This window comes from Lentzea terrae (assembly GCF_003265345.1).
In the GTDB taxonomy this organism is placed as follows: Bacteria; Actinomycetota; Actinomycetes; order Mycobacteriales; family Pseudonocardiaceae; genus Lentzea; species Lentzea terrae.
The window spans coordinates 475,439-491,154 of sequence record NZ_QFWW01000002.1; the positions used below are offsets into that span (position 1 = coordinate 475,439).

Sequence of the window (15,716 nt, forward strand, 5' to 3'; positions counted from 1 at the left end):
TGACAGCAGCGGGTACGCGACGTAGTCCTTGAGCACCTGGCGGCTGGCCTTGCCGAGGACACCGCGCAACTGGGTCAGCGCCTCGCGCCAGCTCTTCTCGCCACGCCAGGCCCGTTCGAGCTCGACGTCGTAGATCGTGATGCCCCACTCGAAGAACATCGCGAGCGCCACGTTGTAGAACGGCTGCGCCAGGTAGACCGGATGCCACGGCTGTTCCGGGTGGATGCGCAGCGCGCTGTAGCCGATGTCGCGATCCTTGCCGAGCACGTTGGTGTAGGTGTGGTGCACGAAGTTGTGCGAGTGCTGCCACGCCTTGGCCGGCGTGGCGAAATCCCATTCCCAGGTGGTGGAGTGGATCTTCGGATCGCACATCCAGTCCCACTGGCCGTGCAACACGTTGTGGCCGATCTCCATGTTCTCGAGGATCTTCGCGGTGGCGAGCGCCGCGGTGCCCGCGAGCCAGGCCGGCGGCAGGATCGAGACGAACAGCAGTGCCCGTCCGCCGGCTTCCAAGCCCCTCTGCACCGCGATCACCTGCCGGATGTACCGCGCGTCGTTCTCGCCGCGGGTGGCCAGCACCTCGTCGCGGATCTGGTCCAGTTCACGGCCGAACTCGTCGATGTCGCACACGGTCAGCTGTTCGGTGGTCGTCATGCGCTGCTCCCACAGGTCGATCTCGACCGTGCCGGCCATTACCGGCACGCAGGCAGTCCGTTCCGCACCAACCTACGCCTACGTAACCGTAGGTACCGATTGCGCAGGTGTCATGGAGGTGAACTGTTCCTTGTGCCGCAAGGTTTATCGAGAGATGGGAGATTCCGCACTGACTGGCGTCACCAGGGTCGCCTGGCAGGAGTGACGAGCGCAGGCACGTCGATGGCCGGGTCGGTCGACAACGGATGCCAGCTCCCGTGGAAGTACTCATGGGACACCGCATCCGGTTTCAGCGGCAACCTCAGACCGCGTTGCACGACCGGCACTTTGTTGTTGCAGAGCAGATCCGAGATCATCTCGGCGCTCCCGCCTCCAGCCGAACCGGCCGGACTTCCTGACACGCCCAAGGCGGCACCAGCTTGACCGCCAGTGCAACGACATGCCCTCGGTAACTCCATGCTACGCCGCTGCGGTTACGACAGCGCCCGTTCTGGCGCACTCAACGCAGGTCGGCAGCTGCCAATCCGGCGACCAGCAAGGCCGCACTCACCACCGCGCTGAAGACTTCGACCGATACCAGTCGCCGACGAGCCCATCGGACGAACACCAGGTTCACCGCGACGTGCGCGGGGGCGGTGACCAACACCCACCACGGTCCCGTGGCCAGCAGCAGCGTGGCACCGAGGTGGAACGAGGTTGCCGTGATGCCACGGACACCGCTGTGTGCGGGATGAGTGCTGAGGAATCCACCCTGGGACCGCAGTTGCTCCGCCGCTTGGCGTCCGATGGGCCAGCTGAACCGCGAGAGGTACGTCGCGACGACGAAAACGAGTTCTGCCAACGCCCAGCCGAAGCCCGCCCAGAGCGCGGCAGCGTGTCCGCTGACGACGACCAGTACGAGCGCGAGCCGGACGACTTCGTCAGTGATCGCGGAGGCAGACTCGAGGATGGTGCGGCTGCGTTCGGGATCTCGGAGCCTGCCCGCGGAGGCCAGCGCCGGCAGCCGCGCCGCCAGTGCGACGAGCCACCCGAGAACGCCCAGCAGCACCGCGCCTGCTTCGGAAACCCCGAGCAGGATGCCCAGTGTTGCCGCGAGCACAACCAGAACGGCCGACATCACGACCGCACCCGCTCGGATCCTCCCGGTGACCGGACCCGAGCTCGTCACAGGTTGTTCTTCGCCTGCTGATCGATTGATCATCCGACGCTACTCCTCAGCCGATGGTGGTGCACCACCCCCGACATCGGCGCGTGATGAACGGCGCTTTGTACGCCTCAGGTGCACAAAAGCGCCGTTCGTCAGGAGCGTTGCGGACAGGACTCCTTGCCAGGTGCTCAGCCGAGTTCGGGCGGTGCGGGGACAGATCGCAACGCACGGTTGTGGCGCGGTTCGGAGCGGGTTTTGGCCTCGTCGACCTGACGGGTCAGTTCGTCGCGGACCTCGTTGAGCGCAGCGGACAGGCCTCGCTGCGACGAGGTGGCCACGAGGTGCAGGCGATGACTGTGGCTGATCCAGCACTGCAGGACGACTCGTTGCTCGGCACCTTCGCGGTCCTGCAGGCTGATCTCCAGGTCGATCTGGTCGTCGCGGTACGACCGCAGGCGAGAGCCGAGCGCGGCCAGGCGGTTCACGATCCAGTCGCGTTCGTTCGCGTGGAAGCCGGTGGCGAGGTGCAGCCGCTGCGCAATCACGGAGGCGTCTGCGGGAAATGTGCTCATGCGTTTTCACTGATGGTGCTCACTTGCATCTCTCCTCACGAGCCGAGGGCGAGCCGTGACAGGGGAACCGATCTCGGCGTAGGTGGATGTTTGCGAGTACCCGACTACAGCAGTAAATAACCCGGAGATTCCGTCCGATCACGCACAGAACGGTGTGGTGTCGATTTTGCCGAGAACATCTCGCACGTGAGCGGTCAAGCCCACGTCGTCCTCGACGAAACCTGAACCGGCCGTTTCTCCGGCCGGAGACGGGAATCTTGCACGACGTCGGCCTCACACGTCTCCATCGCCCCCACCGGCCTTGACGGCCAGCGGGCAGCCTCGGTGTCCGCTGCGATTGCGGCTGCGGCCGACGGCGCCCACCACGGGGCATGTCGACGGTGCCTGGTGGCCGCGTTCCCAGGACCTCGCCGCCGAACTGCCCGCGCTGCTCGCGGTGCCGGCGGTTCGGCCGGGCGAGATCCAGCAGAGGAAGTGTGAAGAGATGACAACACCGACCTACGTGTCCTTGTACGAGCGCAGGCTCAAGCTGGTTCAGGACACTCTGACCGAGCATTCCGAGCTCAGCGCCAAATCCGCGCGGGCTGCCGCCGTGCGCGTGCTGGGCGCGCTGGACCACATCCCGGAGCGGGTGCGTTGATCCCGCGACCGGTGGGTCGCGGGAGAGGCGGTGGGCCTATTCGTCGTCGGGCAGTTTGGGCACCAACCGCAGTGCGCGGTTGCGGCGTGGACCGGTGCGCGTCTCAACCTCGTCGACCTGCCTGATCAGCTCGTTGCGGACCTCGCCCAGTGCTGCGGGCAGGTCGCGCGCCGAAGACGTGGCGACGAGGTGCAGGCGAATGCGGCGGTTGATCCAGCATTCCAGGGTGACTCGCTGCTCGGCGCCCTGACGGTCCTTCAGGCTGATTTCCAGGTCGATCTCGTCGTTGCGGAACGAGCGCAACCGCGGACCGAGCGCGGCCAGACGTTCCGAGACCCAGCCGCGTTCGGATGCGAGGAATCCGGTGGCGAGGTGCAGGCGTTGGGCGATGACTGCTGCGTCTTCCGAAGTGTCGGGCATGCGCCTGCCAGTCCTTTGTGGAGTGTTGCACTGTTCTTGCCGGGCAATGGCTTTCCGGAGTTCAGATTGTCCTTCGCGGTACCCGCAGTGCAACGCTACACCTCATCTGGTCGAACAAGTGCTTTGGTGCATTTCTTCTTGCGGGAAAGCGAAGTCGTTCACCGATTGCGCCTTCAGGTTGCGCGCCAGCCGTTCCGGCCTCGGCCAGCGCACGTTGGTGGCCCAGCCGAGTTTCTCGAAGACCCAGATCAGCCGTGCGGAGATGTCGATCTGACCGCGGCGGACGCCGTGGCGGGCGCAGGTCGGGTCGGCGTGGTGGGAGTTGTGCCAGGACTCACCCATCGACAGGATCGCCAGCGGCCAGAAGTTGGCGGACTTGTCGCGCGCGGTGAAGGGCCGGTCGCCGATCATGTGACAGATCGAGTTGACCGACCAGGTCACGTGGTGCAGCAGGGCGACGCGGACGAGCCCGGCCCAGAAGAAGGCGGTGAGTGCGCCCCACCAGCTCCAGGTGATCAGGCCTCCGGCGAGTGCCGGGGCGAGCAGTGTTGCGGCGGTCAGTGCGGGGAACCAGCGATTGACGCGCTGGATGTCCGGGTCGGAGAGCAGGTCGGGGGCGAAGCGGGCGGCATTGGTCAGTTCCCGTCTGAACATCCAGCCCATGTGGGCGTGCCAGAAGCCTTTGGCCAGTGCGCGGGCCGAGGTGCCGAAGAGCCACGGGGAGTGCGGGTCGCCTTCGCGGTCGGCGTAGGCGTGGTGACGGCGGTGATCGGCGACCCAGCCGATGATCGGGCCCTGCATGGCTGTGCTGCCGGCGACCGCGAGGGCGATCCGCAGCGCGCGGGTGGCTTTGAAAGCGCCGTGGGTGAAGTAGCGGTGGAACCCGATCGTCACCCCGAGACAGGTGAAGGTGTAGAAGAAGACGGCGAGGCCGACGTCGACCCAGCCGAGGCCCCAGCCCCATGCCAGCGGCACCGCTGCGACGAGTGCCAGCGCCGGTATCACGGCGAACAGTTTGACCAGGAACATCTCGGCCGGGGACTTCTCTCCGGCCAGCATCGGCTGCGGCGCGGCATCGACACGGGATGTGCCTGATTGGACTTTCGCATTCATCTTTCTACCTCCGGAAAGCGGCACGTTCTCCATCGCCGGGGTCCGGGGCGATCGATGTGGGATTTTGGCGGGCACCAAGTGCCGGGCGACCCGCGTCAGGTCGTCACACCGGTCGGATACCCGTGGTGTGACAGCGGCAAAACCGATGTGATGTGAAGCCAGGTGCTGCACGTCACCGGCAGATGCAGCCTCGAGACAGCGCGGCAGCCGTGGTCGCGGCGCAGTAGCGAACACCGAGCGGGTCGTGCTCGTGCCACGGGTGCGGGCACACCGCACAGATGTCGGCAGCGTCAGCGTGCTCGACCATTACGACGGTTTGCAGTTCAGACGCGGGCATGCGGGTACTCCGATGATCGATGCTGGAAGGAGAGGATATGGGGTTCAGGATGGTTCCTTCGCGAATCTCGATGGCACGCCGGATGATCTCGTTGGCGTCCCGGGCGCCGGTGAGGGCGGAGCGCAGGTGCGGGAGCAGCGCTGCGAGTCGCCCGTCGGAGACACCGAAGCGTTCTGTGACGACCGCGCGCTCAATCGCCGCCGGGTGGCCGAAGTGCCGTGGGCGCCGCCGGATCCAGGTCGGCCGTGCGGAGGCGGAACACCTGCAGCTCGACCCCGAAGTACTTGGTGGTCTCGCCGACCCAGTGCATGCCGTTGTTCCGGACGGTGGCTGCGGCGCGGACGTTGCCGGGGCGGACGACGGCGAAGATCTCGTGGACGTTCTGACTGAACGCCCAGCGAGCGAGCGCGTAGGTGGTCTCGGTGGCGTAGCCGTTGCCCCAGGCGTCGGGACGCAGTTGCCAGCCGATCTCCAGATCCTCGTTGCCCGGCGGCAGCGGGAGTAGAACGGCGCCACCGACAACACGATCGTCGGAGTTGCGTTGGACTGCCCATCGGCCGGCCGGAGCAGGGAACCGGGCGCCCTCGGCGCTCCACTGCTGCAACAGCAGCCTCATGGCCGCGAGGTCAGGCACCCTGTCCATGTCGGGGCTGAGCCAGCGAGTCACCTCGGCGTGGCCGTAAACATCCAGCGCGGCCTGCGCGTCGTCGACCTGCCAGGGCCGCAAGGTCAATCGCTCCGTGGTCAACGCGTCGGTCGTCCATGTCGACGTGCTCATGTCGGCACCCCGTCCCCCGGTCACACGATCTGGCCGGGCAATTTTGAGAAAATGGTCCGTCATGGGACTCAAGGCCATTCCGGAAGGATCGAGAACCCTCTTCGAAGAGGAGCCTCTGATCGCCAGACTACACGCATCACTTGCACGCACGAGCAAATTATTCCCGGCCAGAAAAATCTTGCGGGCACTTCCTGATAATCAGCTGTGAGTATCTGGAGCTGCGAAGATCGGCTTGCTGACGATTTTCCAGCTCCAGTCGGCCGCGAACGGTATCCCGCCGAGAGTCGGGAACATTTCGATCGATCACAACCGAACCGGCGCGGAGTCCAGACGTCGGAAACTGGTCTGCTCATCGAATTCAGCGCGGATGATCTTGCCGAGACTGCTCCGGCACGACAGCCGTGTGAGCCTGCTCGGCCGCTCGCTGAAGGACCGGGATCGCGTCAGCCGGATGCGTCACGGCGCGGAGGCGAGCAAGGCGCGGTCAGACCTGGTCCGGGCACCCGCCCTCGACGGCGGCCTGCCAGGCGGTGTCGAGCGGCCTTCGGACAGCATGACCTCGATCAGTGCGGAACGACCGTCTGACCAAGGCAGCGGCGTCACGCTCATCGGGAACCCACGGGGGCGCGACGACCGCCCATCGTCGGCTCACCACTCCGATCGAGTGACGCTCGGTGCTCGACGACCAGATGCCCGGCTGAGAATCCACTGGTCGGAACCGTTCCCATCTGCTGTGTGCCCTGCCGGGGCACCGAAGTCGAAGGCGATCTGTGTTCGCGGAAAGCGCGAACCGGGTCGCCTTCGGGCGTTTTCTGGGGGCCGAGACCCCAGCCGGGGGGCAAGCCCCCGGACCCCTGTAGGCGGCTGGGACCGTCTGTTCCTCTCCTCGGACCGCCTGCGGTCGCCCAACGGCGGGACCTTTCTGCTTCGAGAATGCGCTGAACGATCGTCTTTCCGATATCGCCGAACTAAACGTCAGATGGTGCTGATTTCCAGCGGCCGGAGTATTCCACCACCGGGCTCGTCACCCGTTCGACTTGACGAATGGACACTTACCGGGGAATCCGCCTGGCGACCATCAACAATCGAGGCGGCCGTCTTTAGGCTCAGGGGGTGCCCATCACGCAAGGGCTCCAGCAGCGGGGTCCCCAGGCCGCCGCGCGCCAGGCCGGTGCGTTGTTCGCGCTCGCCGGCGTTGTGGCGTTGCCCGGCATCGTGACGCTGCCTGATCAGGCAGCGTTGCTGCTCGGGATTTGTGCGGCCGATCTGTTCTGCGCCGCAGTGGCGTGGCTGCTGCCGTGGGGGCGATGGGCGCCGCTGTGGCCCGCGGTGATGTCGGTGCCCGCCCTGGCCATCGTCGCCGTGTCGACGTGGGCGATGGGCGGCTTCGTCAGCGGGACCGCCCCGTTCCTCCTGCTGGTGTTCGTCTGGATCGGGCTGAACTTTCCCTCCTGGGTGACGTGGGCGATCACACCGCTGGGCGCGATTTCCTACGTCGTGCCGCTGATCGTGCACCAGCAGCCCCATGTGGTGGTCGGCAGCGTCTTCCTGATGATGCCGGTGGTGGTCGGCATCGCGCTGCTCGTGGGCGGGCAGATCAGAACACTCGAAGAAGTCCGTGACGACCTCGCCGCCGCGCACGCCGAAGCCGTCCGCCTCGCCTGCACCGACCCGCTCACCCAGCTCCGCAACCGGCAGTCGCTCAACAGTGACATCGCGTCGATCCACGCTCGTGCCGTCCGGAACTGCTCCAGCTACTCGATCGCGCTCTGCGATGTCGACTTCTTCAAGCGCTACAACGACACCCAGGGCCATCAGGCCGGTGACGAGGTGCTGCGCCGAGTCGCTGACGCCTTCGCCGGCAACGTTCGAGCGGGCGACCAGGTGTACCGGTACGGCGGTGAGGAGTTCCTCGTCGTGTCGCCCGACCAGGATCTGGGCTGCGCCGAAGGCACCGGCGAACGGATCCGGGCTGCCGTGGAAGCGCTGCGGATACCCCACCCGGAGGGCATCGGCAGCGCTGTCACGCTCAGCGTCGGAGTCGCCGGGTTTGAACCCGACCAGCCTCGCGACGCCGCGATCGTGCTCCGCGACGCGGACGAGGCGCTCTACCGCGCCAAACAGAACGGCCGCAACCGGCTCTGCACGAAAAAGCACACTGACAGAGTGCGCTGACGGTTGCAGATCGGGTGCAAATCGGGTGCAAAATTCCGCACCCCTCAGGTCATCCCCAAAATTGACGATAATCCTGCTTCCCATATGAGGGGCAACCAGATCCTTGTCGCACCAATGAATGAACCTTGTCTGCCAGACCTGCACGATTCCGCCATCGCCGTGACGATGAAAAGGCGCATGGCGAATCGGTACGCCTGCCGCGGAAGCGAAGTGATTTCACGAGGAGAACGTCATGAATCATGATTGCCGAGCGACTGACCGGGCCGACCACGGGTTCACCCTCATCGAGTTGTTGATCGTCATCGTGATCCTCGGCGTGCTCGCCGGCGTCACCGTGTTCGCCGTGCAGGCGTTCAACAACGAAGGCAAGAACGCCGCCTGCCTGGCGGACAAGAAGAACGTCGAGGTCGCCGCCGAGGCGTACTACGCGAAGAAGGGCTCCAGGGCGGCGAGCCTCACCGACCTCGTCACGGAGGGCTTCCTCAAGCAGGTGCCGCGGACCGACAACGGCTACACGATTTCGATCAACAGCGACAAGGCGGTCGTCGCGAGCGGCGCGTGCACCTGACGTCGATGCGGCACGAAGTCCGTTGACCCACCTCCCACAGGGGCCTGTCATGAAGGTTGATGATCAGCGCAAGCGTGTCGACGCGCTGCTCGAAGCGTTGTCCGCCGCCGGTGGTACCGACCTTCTGCTCACCGCGGGCATGCCACCCCAGATCAGGGTTCAGGGCATGCTGCGACCCGTCGAGGGGCAGCGGGCGCTCACTGGCGAGGACACCGAGACGATGCTGGGCGAGCTGCTCACGCCGAGCCAGGCGGCGGCGTGGGCAGCGAGTCACGAATACGACTTCTCGTTCGGATGGTGTGGCCGCGCACGCATCCGCGGCAACGCGTTCAGCCAGCGCGGGCAGACCGCGCTGGCGTTGCGGATGATGCCCAGCCGGATCCCGACCATGGAGGAGTTGCGGCTACCGCCCGTGCTGCGCGAGTTCACTCGACGGCATCACGGCCTGGTGCTGGTCACGGGGCCGACGGGCTCCGGCAAGTCGACCACGCTGGCCGCGTTGATCAACCAGATCAACCACCACCGCGCCTGCCACGTCCTCACCATCGAGGACCCGATCGAGTACGTGTACGAGCACCACCGCTCGGCCGTCAACCAGCGCGAGGTCGGCACCGACACCGAGTCCTTCGCCGCTGCCCTGCGTTCCGCGCTGCGGGAAGACCCCGACGTCCTGCTCGTCGGCGAGATGAGGGATCTGGAGTCCATCCGGTTCGCACTCACCATCGCCGAGACCGGCCACCTCGTGTTCGCGACGTTGCACACCAACGACACGGCGCAGGCGCTGGCCCGCATCGTCGATGCCTTCCCCGCCGAGCAGCAGGCGCAGGTGCGGGTCCAGCTCTCCGCGGCGCTCACCGGGATCGTCTACCAGCGGCTCCTGCCACGCATCGGAGGCGGGCTCATCGCCGCCCACGAGGTGCTGGTCGCGACCACCTCGGTGCGCAACCTCATCCGGGAAGGACGCACGCACCAGTTGCGGAACGCCCTCGTCACCGGTCGCAGGGAGGGCATGGTGACGTTCGAGCAGTCGCTGTCCGAGCTGGTGGTCGCAGGCGAGGTCGACTACGACGAAGCGGTCGCCCGCAGCCTTCACCCCTCGGACGTCGAGACGACTCCCCGGCCGCGAGCGGGCGTGCGGACATGAGGCTGGGCAAACGCAACCGGCCGATCCCGGAAGCCCCCGACGGGACTCCGAAGCACACCCCCGTGGCACCACCGGAGCAGGTGACCGCGCAGGACAAGACGATCGTTTCCGGTGGAAGCCGGCTCGGCGAAATGCTCATCGACGCCAATCTCGCCACGCGTGAGCAGGTGGCCGACGCACTCGAGGCGGCCCATCAGTCCGGCGGCAGGCGCCTGGGCGAGTACCTGGTCGACCAGGGTGCGCTCACCGAGCGAACCCTCACGGAGATGGTGGCGAAACAGCACTCGCTCGACGTCGTGGACCTGCGGGAGGTGACACCGGAAGCGTCCGCGATCGAACTGCTCGCCGAGGAGACCGCACGCACGCTGATAGCGATCCCGATCGAGCTCGACGGCGACGAAGTGGTCGTCGCCATGGCCGCACCGTCCAACGCCACGATCACGATCCTCCGTGAGCTCACCGGACTGCCGGTGAAGGTCAAGGTGGCCGCGCACTCGGACATCATGGCCGCGATCAGCCGCAGCTATCGCGCGCTGGCCGGGGTCCGCTCGAAGGTCGAGGCGTTCGAGGAGCAGGACCGGCTGCGGCGGGAAACCGCCGAGGCAGCCGACACGGTGGTGGCGAACGAGAACGCTCCCGTCGTGCAGGTCGTGCAGATGATCATCACGCAGGCGCTGCGGGACCGCGCGTCCGACGTGCACATCGAGCCCCAGCAGGACCGGGTGCGCGTGCGCTACCGGATCGACGGCGCGCTGCACCACGTGCTCGACCTGCCCGAGTCGATGGGGCCGGTGGTCGTCAGCCGGATCAAGATCCTCGCGGGGATGAACATCGTCGAACGCCGTCGTCCGCAGGACGGTCAGATCAGCATGGACGTCGAAGACCGCGCGGTGGACATCCGGGTCTCGACCACGGCGGTCGTCGGCGGCGAGAAGGTCGTGCTGCGCCTGCTGGACAAGAGCAGGCCGCTGTTCCGGCTGGAGCAGCTCGGCATGCACAACGCCACGGCCAAGCAGTACAACGCGCTCCTGCGCTCCCCGTACGGCATGGTGATCTGCGCGGGCCCCACCGGAAGTGGCAAGACCACGACCCTGTACGGCTCCCTGCGCGAACTCAACAGCCCGGACCGCAACATCATGACGATCGAGGACCCCGTCGAGTACGTCTTCCCGTCGATCAACCAGATCCAGATCAACGAGCAGGCGGGCATCACCTTCGCCGGCGGTCTGAAGTCGATCCTGCGACAGGACCCCGACATCATCCTCGTCGGTGAGGTCCGCGACGTGGAAACCGCACGCATCGCCGTCCAAGCGGCACTCACCGGCCACTTCGTGCTGTCGTCACTGCACGCCACCGACGCGGCGTCCGCGTTGCACCGCTTGTTGGACATGGGCATCGAGCCGTTCCTGGTCGCCTCGTCGGTGACCGCGGTGGTCTCCCAACGCCTCGTTCGCAGGGTGTGCGGCTACTGCATCGAGCAGTACACACCGTCGGTCGAGGAGCTCGCGCTCTACGAGTCGATGGGTGGCCGTACCCCCGAGGGCGGATTCGTCCGCGGCACGGGCTGCAACTTCTGCGCCCGCACCGGCTACTTGGAACGAATCGGCGTCTACGAGCTGATGCAGATCACGGACGCGATCCGGGAGATGGTGCTGAACCGCGCCCCGCACGACCAGATCCGCAAGACCGCCCGGCACGAGGGCATGTGCACCCTGAAGGAGGACGCGGCCCGCCTGGTCGAGGACGGCGTCACGAACCTCAGCGAGGTGTTGCGCAGCATCTACGTCATGGGGAGCTGAGATGCCCAAGTACACCTATGTCGCCATCGACTCGCAGGGACAGCCGGCGAGCGGCCTGCAGCGATCCGCCAACCGGGAGGCCGCCGAGGCGGCGCTGCTCGAGCGGGAGCTGCGCGGCGTCCAGCTCACCGAGCGGCGCAATGTCCTCAACGTCGAGCTGTCCGCGAAGCGGGTCAAGCGCGAGGAGGTCATGCACCTGTCCCGGCAGCTCGGCGCCTTCATCCGTGCGGGCCTGCCGATCATCGACGCGGTGCACAGCCTCGGCGTCGAGGCCTCCAACCCCTCCGTGCGCCGCATGATGAGCGACGTGGAGGAGGGCCTGCGCCGCGGCGACCGGCTCTCCGACTGCCTCGACAACCACCCTCGGATCTTTCCGGAGTTCTACCGGGGCATTCTGCGTTCGGCTGAGCTCACCGGCCAGCTCGACGTCGTTCTGGACCAGCTCGCGAAGTATCTCGAACGAGATCTGGAGGCCCGCCGGAAGATCAAGTCGGCGTTGGTGTACCCGTCGATGATCGTGCTGATGGCGGTCGCGACGGTCGCCGTCCTCTCGGGTTTCGTCCTGCCGCGCTTCAAGGTCTTCTTCGCGAACATGAACGCCACGCTTCCGCTGCCCACCCGCCTCCTGCTCGCGTTCACCGATTTCGTCAGCCAGTGGTGGTGGGCGCTGGCGGGCGGCCTCGTGGCGCTGCTCGTCTCGTACCTGATCGCCGTCAGGACGCCCGGTGGCCGCTACGCCAGGGACTACCTGCTGCTGAAGGCACCGGTCGTCGGCACCGCGATCGAGTACGCCCTCGTGGAACGCTTCTGCCGCATCCTCTCCTCCATGGCGGGTGCCGGTGTCCCGCTGCCCGAGGCGTTGCGCGTGGCGACCGACTCACTGCGCAACGTGGTGTTCATGCGCGCACTGGCGCACGTGGCCGAGGCGATGATCGAGGGCGAGGGTCTCGCGGGCCCGCTCGCCGCGACCGGCCTGTTTCCCGGAACGGCGGCGCGCATGATGCGCGTCGGCGAGGAGACCGGCACGTTCGAGGCCCAGCTCGAGGTCACCGCCCACTACTACGAGGGCGAGCTGGACTACAAGCTGAAGAAGCTGACCGCGTTGTTCGAACCGGCTGTCATCGTCGTCATGGGCCTGATCGTCGGCTTTGTCGCCGTCGCGCTGGTGTCCGCGATGTACGGCGTCTTCGACCAGGTGAACCAGTGATGGCCACGCGCTGCCCGGCACCCTCGCGTGAGCGCGGCGAGACCCTGATCGAGCTGGTGGTCGCGGTGTCGATCATGGGTGTGGCGCTCGTCGCGGTCATGGCCGGGCTCGGCACCAGCGTGCTGGTCTCCGACGTCCACCGCAAACAAGCCACCGCGGGATCGGTGCTGCGCAACTACGCCGAGGCGATCAACGCCACGGTGACCAGCGGCGGCTACGTGAACTGCGCCTCGTCGTCGGCCTACACCTCGCCGGCGGGCTTCACCCCGCCGGCCGACTACAGCGTCTCCGTCGTGTCCGGCTCGATGCGGTACTGGAACGGCAGCACCTGGCAGCCGACGTGCTCCGCCGACACCGGCCTGCAGCAGCTCACCGCTCAGGTCGCGAGCACCGACGGCCGCGCGATCGAGACGCTCGTGCTGACGTTGCGCAAACCGTGCCGCCCGGTGGATCCGCCGTGCGACTGACCGACCGACACCACGACGCGGGCGTGACGGTGATCGAGCTGCTGATCGCCGTCGCGGTGCTCGCGGTGATCACCGCGCCGCTCGCCAACGCGATCATCGGCTACCTGCGCGTCTCGGACGCCGCCTTCGAGCGGATGGTCCTGTCGCACGACGCGCAGATCAGTGCGGCGTACTTCGCGCGTGACGTCGCCTCGCTCGGGGTGCGGGACTACAGCGGCGGGGTCGATTCCACCGGCACCGTGCCGTTCAAGGCGTCCGTTCAGACCACAGCCGAGTTCAACGCGGGTGGGGCGGTCTGCGGTACCAGCGCCACGCCGGTTGCGGCCGTCCGCTTCCTGTCCGACGACTGGAACACCTCAGGCGCGACGGCCGTCGTCGGCACCGACGTCGTCGCCTACTACCTGAAGCCGGTGGGGTCGGCCACCGAACTGTGGCGGATGAAGTGCTCGGGACCGGCGGTCGCACCCGAGTCGGACACCGCGATCGCTCACAACGTCGACCCCGCAACGGTGTCGGTCACCTGTTCCAGTCCCTGCGCGGGCACCACGCCGCCCGAGCGGGTGACGCTCTCGTTCACCGTTCAGACGGGAGACGCCGCGCCCTACCCCGTGACGCTGAGCGGCCAGCGGAGGCAGACATGATCCGACGGTTCCGTCGCGACGACAGCGGCGCCTCGCTGATCCTCGTTCTCATCATCGTCACCGTGATCGCGCTGAGCCTGTCGGCTCTGCTGTCCTTCGCCGACACGAACCTCCGGGCGACGATGGCCCTGCGGGATCAGGCCGCCACGACCTCCGCCGCGGACGCCGCGATGAAGTCCGCGATCAACACACTGCGCAACGGCACCTACAGCGGCGCTACCGGCGAGCAGTGTTTCGGCGCGAGCGGCACGCTGTCCCTGCCGCTGATCTCCGGCCAGGACTCGGCCGCGGTGAAGTGCACGGGCGAGGCGGCCAAAGTGCTGATCCACTGCCCGTCGGTGTCCCAGTGCAACCGGCCCGGCGCGGCACTGCTCACCCTCGGCCGAATCCCCGGCGAGGACGCCGTGCGCATCGAGCAACCGACAACCTCCACGTTCCGGGTGCACGGCACGGTGTTCTCCAACTCCAACATTCACGTCGTCAACGGTGCCCTCAACACAAATGCGGCTGTGTACGCGCGCGGGGCCTGCACGGGTGTTGTGCAGAGCACGCCCCCGCCGTCGTGCAACTACAGCGCGGCGAACGCCCTCGGTGACGATCCCCGCTACGCGCCCGAGGTGTCGACGATTCCTGCCTGGCGAGCGCTGCCTCAGTGCACGACACCGAACTCGACCGTGGTGTTCGAACCGGGCCACTACGACGACGCGAAGGGCCTGACCGACATGATGGCGGGCAACAGCGCGTGCCGGGGCAGCACCTGGTGGTTCAAACCCGGCGTTTACTACTTCGACTTCCGCAACGGTGGCGCCGACCGCAACCCGCTGCTCAAGCCGTCGGACAACGTGTGGACGATCGACGACGGCCGCCTGGTCGCGGGCACGCCCACCGCCGCTTCGGGAGTACCGCCGGCGGGCGTGGTGATCCCCGGCGCGTGCGACAACCCGATCAACGGCGCCAACGCTCGCGGCGTGCAGTTCATCTTCGGTGGTGACAGCCGGTTCGCGGTGAAGTCCGGACAGGCGGAGATCTGCGGCACGTACAGCACCAGCCGGCCGCCGGTCGCGGTGTACGGGCTCACCTCGGGCACCGCGCCGACCGTCGCGCTGTCCGGAGTCACCGCGCTCAAGCCCACGACGGTCACCGACGCCGGACAGTTCGGCACGACGACCGCCACGGTCTTCGCCGATGCCGACGGGACCGCGTTCGGGACGTGGAAGTACAAGAAGGGCGATGCCTCCACCGGTGCGGTGACCGTGAAGGGCTTCGCCCCGCCGTCTCCGATCCCGGCCGGTTCCGTGCTGAGGTCCGCGGCGGTGAAGGTGGTCCACCGGCACTCCGACACCGCCGCCAGCGATCCCTTGTCGGTGACGCTGACACCGGACGGGTCGACCGCCGTCACGGGCAGCGCGCCGGGGCAAGCCGGCTCGTCGTCGTGGCGGACCGATGCCGTCCCGCTCGACACGGCAGGCACCGGCTCCCTCGCCAAAGCGGTGCACGCCGGCACGTTCACCGGCGCCACGATCGCCGTGACGGCCTCGACGAACTCCAAGGTGGCCGACGACCAGGACTTCGACTCGATCCAGCTCGAGCTGAGCTACACACCACCGGCGTTCCGCGCGGCCAGTGGCTGTGTGGCTGCCGCACCCTACAGCGGCACCGGTTCCTCCGCCTGCGCGCTGATCACCGCGGTGAACAACTCCGGCAACCAGTTCTACGTCCAAGGCACGACCTACGCGCCACTCGCCGTGGTGGACCTGACCCTCAACAACGCTGCGGAGCAGGTCTTCCGCTTCGGCACGATCGCGAGGGCCCTGTGGATCAAGGAGACCGGCAGTTTCGCCTACACGGGCCCGGTCATCGAAGTGCCGGACGACTCGCCGGGCTTCGGCGTGAGCGCGTACCTCGACGCCTACGTGTGCCCGAAGTCGGCGAGCTGTCCGGCGACCGGCACGCCCGCACTGCGCAGCCGGGTCGCGTTGTTCGACACCGATCCCGCCTCACCCGCGGCCCGGCGCAGGAAGGTCGCGGTGCTGAGCTGGTCGACGCCGGGGTGA

General features: G+C 67.2%; 17 protein-coding genes and 1 pseudogene. 10 read left to right on the forward strand and 8 right to left on the reverse strand.

What is annotated here, in order from left to right; translation table 11 throughout:
- From DI276_RS05500 to DI276_RS05510, 4 genes are all read right to left on the reverse strand, one after another.
- The coding region (locus DI276_RS05500) for a fatty acid desaturase family protein (protein ID WP_408610496.1) at positions 1-693 on the reverse strand (693 nt) is incomplete at its 3' end.
- A 140-nt stretch (positions 694-833) separates the two neighbouring features.
- Positions 834-1,010 carry a hypothetical protein gene (locus DI276_RS49730; protein WP_157984534.1) on the reverse strand — a complete coding sequence of 59 codons (177 nt, stop codon included), beginning with the start codon at positions 1,008-1,010 and terminating at the stop codon, positions 834-836.
- A gap of 143 nt (positions 1,011-1,153) precedes the next feature.
- Positions 1,154-1,771 carry a hypothetical protein gene (locus DI276_RS05505; RefSeq protein WP_157984535.1) on the reverse strand — a complete coding sequence of 206 codons (618 nt, stop codon included), beginning with the start codon at positions 1,769-1,771 and terminating at the stop codon, positions 1,154-1,156.
- Between the two features lie 218 nt (positions 1,772-1,989).
- Positions 1,990-2,373: an HPF/RaiA family ribosome-associated protein gene (locus DI276_RS05510; protein ID WP_112262155.1), complete on the reverse strand. Its 384-nt coding sequence runs from the start codon at positions 2,371-2,373 to the stop codon at positions 1,990-1,992.
- A 337-nt stretch (positions 2,374-2,710) separates the two neighbouring features.
- Between DI276_RS05510 and DI276_RS52930 the strand changes: the two are divergent.
- Together DI276_RS52930 and DI276_RS51850 are read left to right on the forward strand one after the other, a co-directional pair.
- Positions 2,711-2,842: pseudogene (locus DI276_RS52930) on the forward strand (DUF5994 family protein); the annotation flags it as partial.
- A 15-nt stretch (positions 2,843-2,857) separates the two neighbouring features.
- Positions 2,858-3,013 carry a DUF6307 family protein gene (locus DI276_RS51850; RefSeq protein WP_232836470.1) on the forward strand — a complete coding sequence of 52 codons (156 nt, stop codon included), beginning with the start codon at positions 2,858-2,860 and terminating at the stop codon, positions 3,011-3,013.
- 36 nt (positions 3,014-3,049) lie between these two features.
- Here the strand turns inward: DI276_RS51850 and DI276_RS05520 are convergent, their stop codons facing one another.
- The 4 genes from DI276_RS05520 to DI276_RS05535 form a co-directional block, all read right to left on the reverse strand.
- Positions 3,050-3,433, reverse strand: coding sequence for an HPF/RaiA family ribosome-associated protein (locus DI276_RS05520; RefSeq protein ID WP_112262157.1), 384 nt, complete (start codon positions 3,431-3,433; stop codon positions 3,050-3,052).
- Positions 3,434-3,535: 102 nt separating this feature from the next.
- Entirely contained in the window at positions 3,536-4,492 is a 957-nt protein-coding gene (locus DI276_RS05525) for an acyl-CoA desaturase (RefSeq protein ID WP_232836471.1), read from the reverse strand.
- Between the two features lie 226 nt (positions 4,493-4,718).
- A complete protein-coding gene (locus tag DI276_RS49735) occupies positions 4,719-4,883 on the reverse strand; it encodes an RGCVC family protein (protein ID WP_157984536.1) in 165 nt (54 codons plus the stop codon).
- A gap of 190 nt (positions 4,884-5,073) precedes the next feature.
- Positions 5,074-5,661, reverse strand: coding sequence for a GNAT family N-acetyltransferase (locus DI276_RS05535; protein WP_112262158.1), 588 nt, complete (start codon positions 5,659-5,661; stop codon positions 5,074-5,076).
- 1,113 nt (positions 5,662-6,774) lie between these two features.
- On the opposite strand from DI276_RS05535, the gene DI276_RS05540 reads away from it, so the two are divergent.
- From DI276_RS05540 to DI276_RS05575, 8 genes are all read left to right on the forward strand, one after another.
- Complete coding sequence (locus DI276_RS05540; RefSeq protein ID WP_112262159.1) at positions 6,775-7,836, forward strand: GGDEF domain-containing protein; 1,062 nt, start codon at positions 6,775-6,777, stop codon at positions 7,834-7,836.
- Between the two features lie 232 nt (positions 7,837-8,068).
- Complete coding sequence (locus DI276_RS05545) at positions 8,069-8,404, forward strand: competence type IV pilus major pilin ComGC (RefSeq protein ID WP_112262160.1); 336 nt, start codon at positions 8,069-8,071, stop codon at positions 8,402-8,404.
- Between the two features lie 49 nt (positions 8,405-8,453).
- Positions 8,454-9,548, forward strand: a complete 1,095-nt coding sequence (locus DI276_RS05550; protein ID WP_112262161.1) for a type IV pilus twitching motility protein PilT — start codon at positions 8,454-8,456, stop codon at positions 9,546-9,548.
- Positions 9,545-11,347 (forward strand): GspE/PulE family protein, encoded by a 1,803-nt coding sequence (locus tag DI276_RS05555; protein ID WP_232836462.1) that lies wholly within the window; start codon positions 9,545-9,547, stop codon positions 11,345-11,347. The genes DI276_RS05550 and DI276_RS05555 overlap by 4 nt, the downstream gene beginning before the upstream one ends.
- 1 nt (position 11,348) lies before the next feature.
- Positions 11,349-12,554, forward strand: a complete 1,206-nt coding sequence (locus DI276_RS05560; protein ID WP_112262162.1) for a type II secretion system F family protein — start codon at positions 11,349-11,351, stop codon at positions 12,552-12,554.
- Positions 12,554-13,021, forward strand: a complete 468-nt coding sequence (locus DI276_RS05565) for a type IV pilus modification PilV family protein (protein WP_112262163.1) — start codon at positions 12,554-12,556, stop codon at positions 13,019-13,021. The genes DI276_RS05560 and DI276_RS05565 overlap by 1 nt, the downstream gene beginning before the upstream one ends.
- Positions 13,012-13,662 carry a PulJ/GspJ family protein gene (locus tag DI276_RS05570; protein ID WP_232836463.1) on the forward strand — a complete coding sequence of 217 codons (651 nt, stop codon included), beginning with the start codon at positions 13,012-13,014 and terminating at the stop codon, positions 13,660-13,662. Before DI276_RS05565 ends, DI276_RS05570 begins: the two co-directional genes overlap by 10 nt.
- A complete protein-coding gene (locus DI276_RS05575) occupies positions 13,659-15,716 on the forward strand; it encodes a hypothetical protein (RefSeq protein ID WP_112262164.1) in 2,058 nt (685 codons plus the stop codon). The genes DI276_RS05570 and DI276_RS05575 overlap by 4 nt, the downstream gene beginning before the upstream one ends.